The organism is Dinoroseobacter sp. PD6 (assembly GCF_028807315.1).
Lineage (GTDB): Bacteria > Pseudomonadota > Alphaproteobacteria > Rhodobacterales > Rhodobacteraceae > Dinoroseobacter > Dinoroseobacter shibae.
Genome location: NZ_JARAMN010000005.1, coordinates 215121 through 229992, shown reverse-complemented (window position 1 = coordinate 229992; position 14872 = coordinate 215121). Strand labels below are relative to the sequence as shown.

At 69.5% G+C, this 14872-nt stretch carries 18 protein-coding genes; 9 read left to right on the top strand and 9 right to left on the bottom strand.

Going from position 1 to position 14872, the window contains the following annotated elements; all coding sequences use genetic code 11:
• The first annotated feature begins 22 nt into the window (after positions 1-22).
• Complete coding sequence (locus tag PVW48_RS11240) at positions 23-481, top strand: YqaA family protein (RefSeq protein ID WP_245533030.1); 459 nt, start codon at positions 23-25, stop codon at positions 479-481.
• Positions 482-484: 3 nt separating this feature from the next.
• Here the strand turns inward: PVW48_RS11240 and PVW48_RS11235 are convergent, their stop codons facing one another.
• Entirely contained in the window at positions 485-877 is a 393-nt protein-coding gene (locus tag PVW48_RS11235; RefSeq protein WP_443112677.1) for a c-type cytochrome, read from the bottom strand.
• A 195-nt stretch (positions 878-1072) separates the two neighbouring features.
• On the opposite strand from PVW48_RS11235, the gene ispH reads away from it, so the two are divergent.
• From ispH to rnhA, 7 genes are all read left to right on the top strand, one after another.
• Positions 1073-2029 (top strand): 4-hydroxy-3-methylbut-2-enyl diphosphate reductase, encoded by a 957-nt coding sequence (ispH, locus tag PVW48_RS11230; RefSeq protein ID WP_274581399.1) that lies wholly within the window; start codon positions 1073-1075, stop codon positions 2027-2029.
• A gap of 662 nt (positions 2030-2691) precedes the next feature.
• Positions 2692-3300, top strand: a complete 609-nt coding sequence (locus tag PVW48_RS11225) for a LysE family translocator (protein ID WP_274581398.1) — start codon at positions 2692-2694, stop codon at positions 3298-3300.
• 22 nt (positions 3301-3322) lie between these two features.
• Entirely contained in the window at positions 3323-3976 is a 654-nt protein-coding gene (locus tag PVW48_RS11220) for a lysophospholipid acyltransferase family protein (protein WP_012176868.1), read from the top strand.
• Complete coding sequence (locus PVW48_RS11215; protein WP_274581397.1) at positions 3973-4923, top strand: phosphatidate cytidylyltransferase; 951 nt, start codon at positions 3973-3975, stop codon at positions 4921-4923. Before PVW48_RS11220 ends, PVW48_RS11215 begins: the two co-directional genes overlap by 4 nt.
• A gap of 39 nt (positions 4924-4962) precedes the next feature.
• Positions 4963-5415, top strand: a complete 453-nt coding sequence (locus PVW48_RS11210) for a DUF3429 domain-containing protein (RefSeq protein ID WP_274581396.1) — start codon at positions 4963-4965, stop codon at positions 5413-5415.
• Positions 5412-6011 (top strand): class I SAM-dependent DNA methyltransferase, encoded by a 600-nt coding sequence (locus PVW48_RS11205; protein ID WP_274581395.1) that lies wholly within the window; start codon positions 5412-5414, stop codon positions 6009-6011. The genes PVW48_RS11210 and PVW48_RS11205 overlap by 4 nt, the downstream gene beginning before the upstream one ends.
• Positions 6004-6477, top strand: coding sequence for a ribonuclease HI (gene rnhA / locus PVW48_RS11200; RefSeq protein ID WP_274581394.1), 474 nt, complete (start codon positions 6004-6006; stop codon positions 6475-6477). Before PVW48_RS11205 ends, rnhA begins: the two co-directional genes overlap by 8 nt.
• 104 nt (positions 6478-6581) lie before the next feature.
• Here the strand turns inward: rnhA and fmt are convergent, their stop codons facing one another.
• From fmt to def (PVW48_RS11185), 3 genes are all read right to left on the bottom strand, one after another.
• The gene (gene fmt, locus PVW48_RS11195) at positions 6582-7481 is read right to left on the bottom strand and encodes a methionyl-tRNA formyltransferase (protein ID WP_274581393.1); all 900 of its coding nucleotides are present in this window, start codon (positions 7479-7481) and stop codon (positions 6582-6584) included.
• On the bottom strand, positions 7478-7972 hold the full coding sequence (gene def, locus PVW48_RS11190; RefSeq protein ID WP_274581392.1) for a peptide deformylase: 495 nt from the start codon (positions 7970-7972) through the stop codon (positions 7478-7480). The genes fmt and def (PVW48_RS11190) overlap by 4 nt, the downstream gene beginning before the upstream one ends.
• 72 nt (positions 7973-8044) lie before the next feature.
• Entirely contained in the window at positions 8045-8569 is a 525-nt protein-coding gene (gene def / locus PVW48_RS11185) for a peptide deformylase (protein ID WP_274581391.1), read from the bottom strand.
• 112 nt (positions 8570-8681) lie between these two features.
• On the opposite strand from def (PVW48_RS11185), the gene PVW48_RS11180 reads away from it, so the two are divergent.
• The gene (locus PVW48_RS11180) at positions 8682-9854 is read left to right on the top strand and encodes a MalY/PatB family protein (RefSeq protein WP_274581390.1); all 1173 of its coding nucleotides are present in this window, start codon (positions 8682-8684) and stop codon (positions 9852-9854) included.
• A gap of 3 nt (positions 9855-9857) precedes the next feature.
• Here the strand turns inward: PVW48_RS11180 and PVW48_RS11175 are convergent, their stop codons facing one another.
• The 5 genes from PVW48_RS11175 to cbiE all read right to left on the bottom strand — a co-directional run bounded on the left by PVW48_RS11175 (position 9858) and on the right by cbiE (position 14868).
• Positions 9858-10211 carry a hypothetical protein gene (locus PVW48_RS11175; protein ID WP_274581389.1) on the bottom strand — a complete coding sequence of 118 codons (354 nt, stop codon included), beginning with the start codon at positions 10209-10211 and terminating at the stop codon, positions 9858-9860.
• 60 nt (positions 10212-10271) lie between these two features.
• A complete protein-coding gene (gene cobM / locus PVW48_RS11170; RefSeq protein WP_274581388.1) occupies positions 10272-11048 on the bottom strand; it encodes a precorrin-4 C(11)-methyltransferase in 777 nt (258 codons plus the stop codon).
• 123 nt (positions 11049-11171) lie between these two features.
• The gene (gene cobJ, locus PVW48_RS11165; protein ID WP_274581387.1) at positions 11172-12977 is read right to left on the bottom strand and encodes a precorrin-3B C(17)-methyltransferase; all 1806 of its coding nucleotides are present in this window, start codon (positions 12975-12977) and stop codon (positions 11172-11174) included.
• Positions 12968-13669 (bottom strand): precorrin-2 C(20)-methyltransferase, encoded by a 702-nt coding sequence (cobI, locus tag PVW48_RS11160; RefSeq protein ID WP_274581386.1) that lies wholly within the window; start codon positions 13667-13669, stop codon positions 12968-12970. The genes cobJ and cobI overlap by 10 nt, the downstream gene beginning before the upstream one ends.
• A complete protein-coding gene (gene cbiE / locus PVW48_RS11155) occupies positions 13666-14868 on the bottom strand; it encodes a precorrin-6y C5,15-methyltransferase (decarboxylating) subunit CbiE (RefSeq protein ID WP_274581385.1) in 1203 nt (400 codons plus the stop codon). The genes cobI and cbiE overlap by 4 nt, the downstream gene beginning before the upstream one ends.
• Positions 14869-14872 lie beyond the last annotated feature (4 nt).

The window sequence follows — 14872 nt, the reverse complement described above, 5'->3', positions numbered from 1 at the left end:
TTGTCACGCGAGGCGGGGGGGCATGACGCTGTTCGAGACCATGGCAGGCATATTGGCGGTGATGTTCGGCACCGCCTTCGGCGCGGCCACCATCCTGCCCCTGCAATCGGAGATCGTCTTCACCGCCTTCCAGGTGCAGGCCGCCGTGCCGCTCTGGGCGCTGTTGCTGGTGGCCTCGGTGGGCAATACGCTCGGCTCGGTGCTGAACTACGCGCTCGGCTGGCAGATTCCCCGTTTCAAAGACAAGCGCTGGTTCCCGGTGACCGAGGCGCAGCTCGACAAGGCCCAGCGCTGGTTCGCCAAATACGGCAAATGGAGCCTCCTGCTCAGCTGGGCGCCCCTGGGCGATGCGATCACCGTGGTGGCCGGCATGATGCGGACGCGGCTTTTCGTCTTCATCGCCCTGGTGGGCTTTGCCAAGACCGCCCGCTACATCGCCCTCGCCGCCCTGGTCGAGGGCGGCGTGCGGGTCTTCGCCTGATCCCTACTGCGCGGCGGCATTGACCCGGTCGTGGGCCGCGATGACCTGCGGCGGCCAGGTGCTCTTGATATAGGCCAGAACGGCGACGATCTCCGCATCGCTCAACAGATCGCCGAACCCCATCATGTTGCTGCGATACTCCCCACCGATCAGCGCCTCGGTCCCGTATTTCGTGATCTGGAACAGCAGCATGTCCGCATGGTGCCAGGTATGGCCGGTCTCGTCATGGGGCGGCGCGGGCAGACGCCCGTCGGGCCCCGGGCTGCGCCAATCCGGCACCTGCCCCTCCAGCTGTGCACCGTGACAGGCCGCGCAGTGATCGGCATAGACCGTCGCGCCCAGCGCCACCATCTCCGCATCCTGCCAGGGCAGAAACCCCTCCGCCCGCACCGGCATGGCCAGACACAGCCCCGCTATCAGCCCCGAAATCACACGCATTCGCATCCTCCTGTCTTTCATCCCACCCTCTCGCGGCTTCCCCCACTGGAAGGTCAACCCCCCGCACCCGGCCGCAATTCCCGCTTCGGGACTGGTCAAACGCCCGCCCGACACGTATTTGTAAGGCACAGCCGACAACCCGAGGACCCCGCCATGTCCCTGCCGCCCCTGACCCTTTATCTCGCCGCGCCCCGCGGGTTCTGCGCGGGCGTGGACCGGGCCATCAAGATCGTCGAGATGGCGCTGGAGAAATGGGGCGCCCCGGTCTACGTGCGCCACGAGATCGTGCACAACAAGTTCGTGGTCGACGGGCTGCGCGCCAAGGGGGCCGTCTTCGTCAAGGAACTTGACGACTGCCCCGATGACCGCCCGGTGATCTTCTCGGCACACGGTGTGCCCAAGGCGGTCCCGGCAGAGGCCGCGCGCCGCGAGATGGTCTATGTGGACGCCACCTGTCCGCTCGTGAGCAAGGTCCATATCGAGGCGGAGCGTCACCACGCGGGCGGGCTGCAGATGGTGATGATCGGCCATGCGGGCCACCCCGAAACCGTGGGCACCATGGGCCAGTTGCCCGAAGGCGAGGTCATACTGGTGGAAACCGTCGCCGATGTGGCCAACATCACGCCGCGCGACCCCGAAAAGCTCGCCTTCATCACCCAGACGACCCTGTCCGTGGACGACACCGCCGATATCGTCGCCGCCCTGCAGGCGCGCTTCCCCGCCATCGTAGGCCCGCACAAGGAAGACATCTGCTACGCCACGACAAACCGCCAGGGTGCGGTGAAGGCCATGGCGCCCAAGGCCGATGCCATGCTCGTGATCGGCGCGCCGAACTCCTCGAACTCCAAGCGGCTGGTGGAGGTCGGACGCAGCGCCGGGTGCGCCTATGCCCAACTGGTCCAGCGCGCCGAGGATATCGACTGGCGCGCCCTCGAAGGCATCTCCTCCATCGGCATCACCGCCGGGGCCTCCGCCCCCGAAGTGCTGGTCAACGAGGTGATCGACGCCTTCCGCACCCGGTTTGACCTGACCGTCGAGCAGGTCGAGACCGCACAGGAGAACGTCGAATTCAAGGTGCCCCGCGTGCTGCGCGAACCTGCCGGGGCCTGAGCGCACAACATCGGCTCTGCCCACCCCCATGGTCCAACCACGTTCCGACGGGGCAGGTCGGGAGTACCCAACACCGTTCGGTGCCGACCGGAAAACGCCGACCGGCAGCTTGACCAGCGCGGATCTCATCGCGCCAGACCCGATGCCTACCGAACCGACGCGCCGAGGCGCGCAATCCCGATCCGGCATTGACCGGCAGGGGCCGCAAGAGACACCGACAAAGGCCTGCTCTGCGCCCCGAACAACGGCGTAAGCCCCCGCGCGGATGCAGCCCGCCCCCCTTCAGCCCTCCCTGGACAAAGACCAAAACCGAACGCCAAGCGCCGCGGCGACCTGCCGCGACACGGCCCCGCGCCACCATCCTCACCATCACGCCCACCCGACAGGCTCGAGGCGACCCGCGCCCCCGACGCCCCCGATCACTCCCCCGCACCGGCCCTGCGCGACATCGCGATCCCCCAAACCGCCCGGCTCACACCACCGCATCAACCTTAACGCGCCTCCGCCAAGCTCAACGCGCCCCCACCCCTTCATCTGTGCGGAAATACTCCGGGGGTGTGGGGGCTGGCCCCCACGCAGGCCCGCCGCCCGGCGCAAACCCGCTGGTCAAGCGGACCGCTTTCGCCTTACCCTTGGGCCGTTGCGTAACCCGAGGGCCATAGATGATCACCGCCTCTTTCCTGCTCACCGCCTTCGTGGTCGTCCTCGCCCCCGGCACCGGGGTGGTCTACACTCTCGCGCTCGGTCTGGGCCGAGGCCGCCGCGCCGCCGGCTGGGCCGCCCTTGGCTGCACCCTCGGGATCGTGCCGCACTTGCTGGCCGCCACCCTCGGGCTGGCGGCGGTGCTGGACAGCTCGGCGCTCCTGTTCAACCTGGTGAAATTCGCGGGCGTCGCCTACCTGCTCTGGCTCGCCTGGGGCGCGCTGCACGACGGCGGCGCGCTGCAGGTCCGCGCCGAGGCCACCGCCGAGCCCGGCTGGCGCATCGCCCGCCGCGGTGCGCTCATCAACATCCTGAACCCCAAGCTGTCGATCTTCTTTCTCGCCCTCCTGCCCCCCTTCCTGTCGGGCAACCCGGCCACCGCCGAGATGGTGCTTCTCGGCGCGGTCTTCATGGCCCTGACCTTCGCCGTGTTCCTCGTCTACGGCGCCTTCGCTGCCCAAGCCCGCGACTGGGTGCTCGGCTCGGCCCGCGCCACGGTCTGGCTCAACCGGTCCTTCGCGGCGGTCTTCGCCCTGCTCGCCGGTCGTCTGGCGCTGGAGCGCACATGACGCGCAGCCGGTCCGCGTCCTGATGCGGCTGCTGACGGGGGTCGCGGCCTGGCTGCTGGGCGGGGGGCTGATCCTGCTCGCCCGCCTGCTGACCGCGCCGCGCGCGATCTGGCAGGGGATCGAACCTGTACCGCGGCAACGGGTGTATTACGCCAACCACACCAGCAATGCCGACCTCATCCTGATCTGGTCCGTCCTGCCCCCGCGGCTGCGCCGCGCCACCCGCCCCGTGGCCGGCAGCGACTACTGGCTGAAATCCAGGCTCCGCGCCTTTGTCGGGCATGAGGTCGTCCGCGCCGTGATGGTCGAGCGGCGCCCCGAGCATCGCGGCGACGAGGACCCGATCGCGCTGATCCTCGACGCGCTGGACGAGGGCAGCTCGCTGATCATCTTCCCCGAGGGCAAGCGCAACATGACCGACGCCCCGGCCCTGCCCTTCAAATCGGGGATCTACAACATTTCCAGGGCCCGGCCCGCCGTGGACCTCGTCCCGGTCTGGATCGAGAACCTCAACCGCGTGATGCCCAAGGGCCATGTCATCCCGGTCCCGCTGCTGTGTACCGTGTCCTTCGGCGCGCCCATCCGCGTCGAGGAGGGCGAAGAGATCGGCCCCTTCCTCGCCCGCGCCGCCGATGCCATGGTCGCCCTGCGCCCCAATGGGGGCAGCAAGCCATGACCGAGCCCACCCTCCCCTTCGCCTGGGAGATCACCGCCATCGGCGGGCTTCTGATCCTCGCGACGGTCATCGCGCGGCTGCTGCGCCAGCGCCTGTCGCCCAGCGGCGAGAACGCCACGATCGAGAACCTGAACGCCCGGATCATGGCCTGGTGGGCGATCTCGGCACTGGTGGCCCTGTTCTCGTTCGGCGGCGATGCCGGGGTGGTCACACTCTTCGGGATCTGCGCCTTCGCCGCCCTGCGCGAGTTCATGACGCTGACGGCCAAACGCACGGCGGATCACTGGGCCATCGCGGCCTCGTTCTTCGTGGTGCTGCCGGTGCAGTTCCTGCTGGTGGGTCTGGGCTGGTACGGGCTCTATACCGTGTTCATCCCGGTCTATGCCTTCCTGCTGCTGCCCATCCTCTCGGCGTTGCAGGGCGACCGCACCGATTTCCTCGAACGCGTCGCGGAAACCCAATGGGCGCTGATGATCTGCGTGTTCTGCATGAGCCATGTGCCCGCGCTTCTGACCCTGAACATCCCCGGCGGCGAGGACCGAATGATCCTGCTCCTGGCCTTCCTGGTGATCGTGGTCCAAAGCACCGATGTGCTGCAATACAGCTGGTCCAAGCTGATCGGGCGGCGCAAGATCGCGCCCACCCTGTCGCGCACCAAGACCTGGCAGGGCATGATCGGCGGCATCGCCTCGGCCACCCTGCTCGGCGCGGCACTCTACTGGATCACCCCCTTCGCGCCCTGGCAGGCCGCCCTGCTGGCCTGCCTCGCCGCGACCGTGGGCTTTTTCGGCACCCTGGTGATGACCGCGATCAAACGCGACCGGGGCGTCAAGGACTGGGGCCCGATGTTCGCCGGCCAGGGCGGGTTCATCGACCGGCTCGATTCAGTGCTCTTCGCCGCCCCGGTGTTCTTCCACGTGGTCCGGTTCTTCTTTCACACACCGTAGGGTCTTGCCGCCCGGCCTCGCGCCCGGCAGAAAGACGCCATGAATGACATTCCCAGAAGCGCCCTGATCCTCGGCCTCGCCGGGCTGATCCCGTTCCTCTTCGGCGCGGGCACGCTGGTCTTGCCCGGCCTCGCCGCCTTCGGGATGGAGGTGCTCGGCCCCCGCTTCATCGGCCCTTACGTGCAGATCTTCTACGGCACGATCATCCTCGCCTTCATGTCCGGCGTGCTGTGGGGCTTTGCCACCAAGGCCACAGGCACCGTGGCCACCACCGGCTACGGGCTCAGCGTGATCCCCGCCCTCTGGGCCTTCTTCACCGTGGGCGGCGGGTCGGCCAACGCGCTGACCAACCTGATCGCCGGGTTCATCGGGCTGCTGGCGTTGGACTACCTGTTCTGGCGGCAGGGGCTGGCGCCGCGCTGGTGGATGCACCTGCGGGTGCTGCTCACGGCCATCGTCGTGGCCTGCCTCGCGGTCGGGGTGGTGGTGTGAGCGATCCGCAAACCCTCGCCGTCTACGCGCGGGAGGCGGAGCGCTACCGCGCCCGCTTCGCCGACAAGGGCGCGGATGGGCATCTGCAGGCCTTCCTCGACGCCCTGCCTGCCGGGGCGGATGTGCTCGATCTGGGCTGCGGGCCGGGGCGCGCGGCTGCCCTGATGCAGGCGGACGGGCACCGGGTGGTGGCGATGGACGCCACGCCCGAATTCGTGGCCCAGGCCCGCGCGCTCGGGGTCGACGCACGGCTCGCGCGGTTCGACGATCTCGACGCCGCGGCCGCCTTCGACGGGATCTGGGCCAATTTCAGCCTGCTCCACGCGCCCCGCGCCGAGATGCCCGGCCATCTGGCGGCCATCGCCCGGGCCCTGCGCCCCAGCGGGCTGTTTCACCTGGGCCTGAAGCTCGGCACCGGGGAAGAGCGCGACGCGCTGGGGCGGTTCTACACCTACTATACCGACGCGGAGCTGCAGCAGCTCCTGACCGACGCCGGCCTGACGGTGTCGCATACGGATTTCGGCACCGGCGAGGGGCTGTCCGGCCGCACCGATCCCTTCATCATCGTCACCTCCCGGAGGGTCCCCGATGCCTGAGCTTTTCGCCTACACGGACGGGGCCTGTTCGGGCAACCCGGGGCCCGGCGGCTGGGGGGCGCTGCTCATCGCCCGCGACGGCGATACGGTCGTCAAGGAGCGCGCGCTCAAGGGTGGCGAGGCCGAGACCACCAACAACCGGATGGAGCTTCTGGCCGCGATCCACGCGCTGGAGGCGCTGGAACGGCCCGCCAGGCTGACCGTCGTGACCGACAGCGCCTATGTGAAAGGCGGGGTCACGGGCTGGATCCACGGCTGGAAGCGCAACGGCTGGAAAACCTCGACCAAAAAGCCGGTGAAGAACGAGGACCTCTGGCGCAGGCTCGATGCCGCCCAAGCCCGGCACGAGGTGCAGTGGAAATGGGTCAAGGGCCATGCAGGCCACCCGGAAAACGAACGCGCGGACGCGCTGGCCCGGGAAGGCATGGCGCCCTTCAAGCCCGGCAAATCCAAAGCGGGCCGCTGAGCCCCAAGGCGCTTCGAAGCGCCTTGATCAAGCGCCTTGCAAGGCGCTTGGAACGCGATTTCCAAATCGCGTGTCCAAGCCCGTTCGAACGGGCTTGCCCCGCGTCAGTCCAACCGCGCGGGCAGGGTCATGCCGCGCAGGATCTCCGCCGCATCGGCCGCCTTCCTGCCCGCCCGCTGCGCCCGCGTGATCTCCACCGCCCCCGCGCCGCAGGCCACCGTGAACCCCTCCAGCACCTGTCCCGCAGCACCCGACCCCTCGGCCAGACGCGATCCCAGCAGCTTCACCCGCTCGCCCGCAATCTCGCACCAGGCCCCGGGCACCGGCGACAGCCCCCGGATCAGCCGGTCCACCTCCACCGCGGGCCGGGTCCAGTCCACCCGCGCCTCGGCCTTGTCGATCTTGGCGGCATAGGTCACGCCCACCTCGGGCTGCGGCTCGGGCACCAGCTCCGCCCGCCGCGCCAGCGCCTCGACGATCAGCCGCGCGCCCAGGGCCGACAACCGGTCATGCAGGCCCCCCGTGGTCTCCTCCGCCCCGATCGCCACCGCCTCGCGCAACAGCACCGGCCCGGTATCGAGCCCCGCCTCCATCTGCATGATGCACACACCGGTCTCCGCATCCCCGGCCAGGATCGCCCGGTGGATCGGCGCCGCCCCGCGCCACCGCGGCAGAAGCGACGCATGGATGTTCCAACACCCATGCTCCGGCGCGTCCAGCACCGCTTGCGGCAGGATCAGCCCGTAAGCCACGACCACGGCGATCTCGGCCCCGAGCGCGGCGAAGTCCGCCTGTGCCTCGTCCCCCTTCAGCGATACCGGATGTCGCACCGGAAGCCCCAGCGCCTCGGCACGCGCCTGCACCGGGCTCGGGCGCGGCTTCTTGCCCCGCCCCGCCGGGCGCGGCGGCTGGCAATAGACCGCCGCCACTTCGTGCCCCGCCGCCACCAGCGCATCGAGCACCGGCACCGAAAAGGCGGGCGTACCCATGAAGACCAATCTCATCTTGCCAGCTTCCTTGCCTTGCGCAGCAGCATGTCGCGTTTCGTCTTGCTCAGCCGGTCGAAATACATCCGCCCCGCCAGGTGATCGATCTGGTGCTGCACGCTGGTGGCCCAGAGCCCAACGAAATCTTGCTCCTTCACCGCGCCATTTGCATCCAGAAACCGCACCGTCACCGCCCGCGGCCGGTCGATCTTCGCAAAGACGCCAGGCAGGTTCGGCGACGCCTCCTCATGGCTGCGCAGCTGTGCGCTGGCATGGAGCACTTGCGGATTCGCCATCCGGATCGCCCGGCCGCGCTCGTCGGAGGCATCGACCACCGCCAGCGCCTGCATCACGCCGATCTGCGGGGCCGCCAACCCGACACCGGGCATCGCCTCCATGGTGTCGATCATGTCGTCCCAGACCGCGCGGATCTCCTCCGTGATCTCGGCCACCGGGGCGGCGGGGGTCCGCAGCCGCGCATCGGGCCAGGAGAGGAAGGGTCGGATCATTGTCAGACAATTTGCCCGACAGATGCCCGACACTTGCCCGACAAAAATCCGACGCCGCGCCGACCGCCCGATTCAGCCCTCGGCACGGGCGCGCTCCCGCTTCAGTTTCACCATCTTGCGGGTGATCAACTGCCGCTTCAGCGGCTTGAGATAATCGATGAACAGCTTGCCGTTCAGATGGTCGATCTCATGCTGCACGCAAGTGGCATGGAGCCCGCCCCACCTGGCACTGGCCTCCCCGCCCTCCAGGGTGGTCCAGCGCACCTCGACCTCCGCCGGACGTTCCACATCGGCGTACATCTCGGGGATCGACAGGCAGCCTTCCTCGTAGGTGTTCATCTCTTCCGAGGACCAGACGATCTCGGGATTGATCAGAACCATCGGGTCCGGCTCGCCATCCTTGGGGGCGCAATCCATGGTGATGATCCGCATCATCGCCGCCACCTGCGGCCCGGCCAGCCCGATGCCCGGCGCGTCATACATGGTGGCCAGCATGTCATCGGCCAGCTGCCGGATCTCGTCGGTGATCTCGGCGACCGGATCGACGGTCTTCTTGAGGCGCGGGTCGGGGTGGATCAGGATCGGTCGAATGGTCATGCCGGTTGATGTAAGCCACGCCCCCCCCGGGCGCAACATCCCCGCCCGGATCGGCGGGCCTTGCACCTGCCCGCCAGACCGTTAGCCTCGCGCCAAACCCGAGGGGACAGGCATGACTTTCGACACCGAGATCGACCGGCGCAACACCGACTGCATCAAATGGGACAAGATGGAGAGCGCCTTCGGCGTCTCGCCCGAGGACGGGCTGGCCATGTGGATCGCGGACATGGATTTCCCGCCAGGCCCGTTTCTGCAGGAGGCCATGCAGGGCCTGCTCACCCGCGCCGATTACGGCTATTTCTGCGGGCTGGAAAGCTATGAGGACGCGATCATCGGCTGGATGCGCGACCGCCATGGCTGGACCGTGGAGCGGGAGTGGATGTTCACCACCTACGGGCTCGGCAACGGCATCGCCATCACGCTGAACGCCCTGACCGCGCCGGGCGACGAGGTGATCATCTTCTCGCCCGTCTACCACGAATTTGCCGCAAAGATCACCAAGACCGGCCGGGTGGTGAAGGAGTTGCCCCTGGCGATCGTGGACGGGGTCTACACCATGGATTTCGACGCCTATGCGGGGATGCTGTCGGGGCGCGAGACCATGGTCATCGCCTGCTCGCCCCACAACCCCGCGGGCCGTGTCTGGACACAAGAGGAGCTGACCGCGCTCGCCGATTTCTGCCAGCGTCACGACTTGCTGCTGATCTCCGACGAGATCCACGCGGACCTGACCTTCGCAGGCCACACCCATATCCCGATGCACGTCGCCGCGCCCCAGATCGCCGACCGGCTGGTGATGACCACCTCGGCCTCCAAGACCTTCAACATCGCGGGCGGGCGCACGGGCTGCGTCACCATTCCCGACCCCGACCTGCGCGCGCGGTTTCACCGGTTCTTCAACACGCTCGACATGCAGCCCAACCTGCTGGGCGTGGCCCTGACGCGGGCGGCCTATTCCCCGGCGGGCGCGGCCTGGTGCGACGCGCTCTGCACCTACCTGGAGGGCAACGCCGCGGTCTTCAATGACGGCGTGAACGCCATCCCCGGTCTCTCGGCCATGCCGATGCAGGGCACCTATCTGGCCTGGGTGGATTTCGCGGGCACCGGCATGGAACGGCCGGAGTTTTCCGAGCGTGTCTATGGCACAGCCCGCATCGCGGCCACGCCCGGCCATACACTGGGCAAGGGCGGCGAGAGCTGCCTGCGGTTCAATGTCGGCATGCCGCGCGCACGGGTTCGGGAAGCCGTGGATCGGCTGGCCGACGCTTTCGCGGACCTGCAGTGATCCCTACTGCCGGGCGATCAACCCCGCGGGCACGTTCGGCCCCGGATCGTAATCCAGCGGCACGTTCTGGCGGGTGCGGGTCATGCGCTTGAATTCATAGCGCATCTCCAGCCCATCCAGCGCGGCGGTCACGATCAGCGCCTGATAGAGGTGCTCGGACCCCTTGTAGATATCGACCAGCCCGCGCAGATGCGGTGCCCCGTCGGCGCGCAGGGTAAAAGCCTCCGCCCCGAAACTCTGGATCGTGTAGGCCTCCGGTCCGACCTGGACCCGCAGGCGCCGCTTGTCCCGGCGCGCGGCCCGCACCCGGGCCTGATCGAGGCCGTCGCGCACCTCCTTGGGCAGAAACTCCGACATGGCATCCCCTCCTCATGCTGATAAAGAAGATGCGCCGAACGCCGCCAAGATCAAGCGCGACTAGGACCCCGTTTTCCGCGCGCGGGGGCGTAGCACATGGGGCATCTCGGGATCGTAGAGCGCGCTGTCCTTGAAATCGGTGACTTCGCCCAGGGCCGGGCCGACCAGGATCAGGGCCGTGCGCGTGATCTTCTCGGCGCGCACCTTGGCATGGATATCCGCCAGCGTGCCGCGCAGGAACAGCTGGTCCGGCCAGCCCACGCGGTAGGCCACGACCACCGGACACCCGGCCCCGTAATGGGGGGTCAGCACGCGCTCGATCTCGCGCAGGTTGCGCACGCCCAGGTGGATCGCCAGGGTCGCGCGGGTTCGGGCGAAATTCTCCATCGTCTCGTGCTCGGGCATGGAGGTGGATTTCATCGACACCCGGGTCAGGATGATGGATTGCGCCACCTCGGGAATGGTCAGCTCCTGCCCCAAGGCCGCCGCCGCCGCCGCATAAGCGGGCACGCCGGGGATGATTTCGTAAGGAATGCCGTCCGCCCGCAGGCGCCGGATCTGCTCGGCGATGGCGCCGTAGAGCGACGGGTCGCCCGAATGCACCCGCGCCACGTCCTGCCCTCGCCCATGGGCCGCGACAATCTCGGCGTGGGTGTCGTCGAGGGTCATGGGGGCGGTGTCCAGCACCCGCGCCCCCTCAGGCGCGCCTGCGACGACCTCCGCCGGGACCAGCGATCCGGCATAAAGGCACACGGGGCAGGCCCCGATCACCCGCTGCGCCTTCAGCGTCAGCAGCTCCGGATCGCCCGGCCCCGCGCCGATGAAATAGACCGTCATCGCGCATCCCCCCGCATCAGTCGGGCAAAACCCATAAACAGCCGCCGCGACGCGGGCCCATGGGCGTCCCGGCCAACCACGCGCGGCGAAATATCGAATGCAGGCGCAGCCTGCGCCTTTGGATCACCCCGCATCGGACAGGTCCCCGTCGATCTTGCGCGCATAGCCGCGCGGCGTGTACATGCGCGGCCCCGCGCCCAGTTGCGCGAGCTTCGAATTCGACGAGCCCACCAGCACCACGGTGAGCATGTCGACCTCGTCCACCTCCAGACCGTCGAGCCGGCGATAGCGGATTTCCTCCTCCGGGCGTCCCAGAGAACTCGCCAGCAGGACGGGCGTGTCCGCGGGCCGGTGGGCCAGCAGGATCTCCCGCGCCTCGGCCAAGAGGGTCCGGCGGGTCTTCGAGACCGGGTTGTAGAAGGCGATGACGAAATCCCCCTCCGCCGCCGCCCGCAGCCGCCGCAGGATATCCGCCCGCGGCGTCAGCAGGTCCGACAGGGAAATCGCGCAGAAATCATGGCCCAGCGGTGCGCCCGCCCGCGCCGCCGCGGCCTGCAGCGCGCTCACACCGGGTGCGCAAATCACCTCCACCCGGCGCGCGGCATCCGACACGCCCTGCGCCTCCGGCCCCCGGTCCAAGAGCTCGAACACCAGCGCGCCCATGGCATAGATCCCCGCATCGCCCGAGCACACGAGGGCCACGTTGCGCCCCTCCCCCGCCCGTTCCAGCGCGTAGCGGCAGCGGTCCTCTTCCCCGCCCAGGGGGAAATCCGCGCGCGCCTTGCCCGCGGCCAGCGGGCCGAGCAGGTCGATATAGAGGCCGTAGCCCACCAACTCCTCCGCCTCCGCCACCAGGCGGCTAGCCTCGGGTGTGCGCCAGGCCGACTGGCCGGGCCCGATGCCCACGACCGACACCCGTCCCCGTGCCCGGCCGCGCAGCGCGGTGATCGGCGCGGGGGCGCGGGCCAGCGCGCAGGTGGTCGTCGCGGTCTTGCGCTTGGGCTGGACCAGCACCGCGTCCGGCCCCGCAGCCGCCAGCGCCGCGCCTTCCGCGACCCCGTGGCAACCGACCTCGGCAAAGACCACCTCGGACGGGGTGGCGAGCCGCGCGGCCTCCGCCTCCAGTTCGGCCGCGGTGAAGACCCGCAAGGGAACGCCCAGTTCGGCGGCCAGCGCATGCATCGCAGGCTCGTCGGCCTTCAGGTCCAGGGTATTGAGCGAGGCCACGGCACCGGGGGCGACCCCGGCCTCCGCAAGCATCTCGAAGACCTGCGCTCGCAGCACCTGCGGGTCTGCATCCCGCGCGCAACCGGCGCCGAGCGCAAAGCGTTGCGGGTGATAGACCAGCCGGTCTGGCCCACCGGCCAGCGGCGCCTCGGTCACGGCGATCTCGGCCCCCTCGCCAGCGGGCAGGTCGAACAGCGCCTCTCCGGTCAGACGCGCGCCGCCCCCCGACAAGAGCCCCGCCATCACCGATTTCGCATCGGCCGGGTTGGCCAGCCGGTAGCCCGGCGGCGGTGCATCCAACGCCACGCCGAGCGCCACATCCCCCGCCGTGGTCACCGCCGACACCCCGCCCAGAAGATCGGATAGATCCGCCGCGATCCGGTTCGCGCCCCGGTGCCCGCCCAGAAGCGGCACCGCCACGGATCCGTCCTCGGCCACGGCCACAACGGGCGGCTCGGCGGTCTTGTCGGCCAGCAGGGGGGCCACGGATCGGATCAGGATGCCCGCCGCGCAGACCCCCACCACCGGCACCCCGGCGGCAAAGAGGTCGCGCACATGGGTCAGCGCATTGTCGAAATGGGCATCCGCCCGGTCGACGCGGCCCGCCCGGCCATGCACGGCCCAGCCGCGCGCGGCGGCAATCCGGTGCGCCGTGTCCTCGCCCGCGCGCGAAATCGCCACGACCACAGGGGTTACAGCCATGGGTCGGCTCCTTTCGTCACGAGAATCATCGAAAAATAGGGCGCGGGGTCCGGCGCCTCGGTGAGCGGCAGCGCCCGCTCCGCCGGGAGCGTCGCGCGTTCCAGATACACCGCCTGGGCCGCCAGACCTTCGGCCTCCAGCACTCGGCGGATCTTGGCCAGATGCCGACCCACCTTCATGATCACCGCCGTATCCGCCGCGCGCAGCGCCTCCGCAAGCGCCGACTCCGGCAGCGGCCCCGGGATCACGGTCAGCATCTCGTTGCGGGCCACCAGCGGCCGCGCCGCCCGCGCCGCGCAGGCGGTCATGGAGGTGACACCGGGCACCACCTCCACCGCGAAACGGTCCGCGAGACGGGCATGGAGATACATGAACGAGCCGTAGAAGAACGGGTCCCCCTCGCACAGGCAGACCACATCCTCCCCCGCCGCCAGCGCCGCGGCGATCTCGGCGGCGGCGGCGTCATAGGCCGCCTGCGCCGGGGCGCGGGCGGGCGTCATCGGCACCTCTATGCGGATCTCGCGCGCGTCCTCGGGGATGGCGGCGGCGGCGATGCCGCGCGCCAGGCTGTCGCCCGCCACGAGCGCCGGATAGGCCACCACCCGCGCGCCCCGGATCAGCCGGTCCGCCTTCAGGGTCAGCAACTCCGGATCCCCGGGGCCGAGACCCACGCCATAGAGAGTGCCGCTCATCGCTTGATCAGGCTCCACTGGGTCACCGGCATGAAGGGCCGCCAGCCGAGGCGCGGGCCCACCGCATCCGCGCGCTGCACCGACAGCTTGGACAGCTCCCCGCCATGGGTCTTGTGAAGCGCCACCAGCACCTGCTCGCTCTCGATGGTCACGGCATTTGCCACCAGCCGCCCCAGCGGGCGCAGGGCGGCCCAGGCCGCATCGAACACCTCGGCGCTCAGGCCCCCGCCGAGAAAGATCGCATCGGGCGCTTCCAGACCCGCAAGGGCGCCCGGCGCCGTACCCTCGATCACCTGCAGCTTCGGCACGCCAAGGGCCAGCGCATTGGCCGCCGCCATGGCGCGGCGGTCCGCGCGCGGCTCGATCCCGATGGCGCGGGCATACCGCGCGCCGCGCATCCATTCCACCGCGACCGAGCCGCAGCCGGTGCCCACATCCCACAACAGCGCCCCGCGCATGGGCATCAGCTTGGCCAGCGTGACCGCGCGGACCTCGCGCTTGGTCATGGTGCCGTCATGGGTGAAAAGGTCATCCGCCAGCCCCGGCACCCGGGGCAGCAGCGCGCAATCCGGGGCGGCGATGCACTCGACCGCCAGCGTGTTGAACGGCGGCACAACGTGGTCCCAGGTCTCGGCCACACCGTCGAACCGGGCCTCGTCGGCCCCCCCCATGGCGGCGAGCACGGTCATGCGCGACTGCCCGAAGCCGCGCTCGGTCAAAAACTGCGCGATCTGCGCCGGGGTCTCGGCCCCGGTGGTCAGGATCAGGAGCCGCTGGTCGGGCTGGATGAAGGCGATCATCTGCTCGACGGGGCGGCCATGGACGGTGAGGGTTTCCACATCCGCCAGGCTCCAGCCCATGCGCGCGGACGCGAGTTGGAAAGCCGAAAGCTGCGGATGATAGGTGATCTCGCCCGGCGGGATCGCCCGCCCGATCCGCGCACCGACGGAAAACCAAAGGGGATCGCCCGTGGCCAGCACGACGACCCGCCGCCCGGCGAGCCCGGTCAGGGTGTCGATCAGCGCGTCGAACGGGTGCGGCCAGGCGATCCGCTCGGCCGTGACGCTGGCGGAGAGCTGGTGGTGCCGCTCCCCGCCGACGATGACCTCGGCGGCCTCGACCACGGCCCGGGTGGCCGGCAGAAGCCCGGCCATTCCGTCCTCACCGATGCCGACGATATGCAACCACGGCGCGGTCATGCCG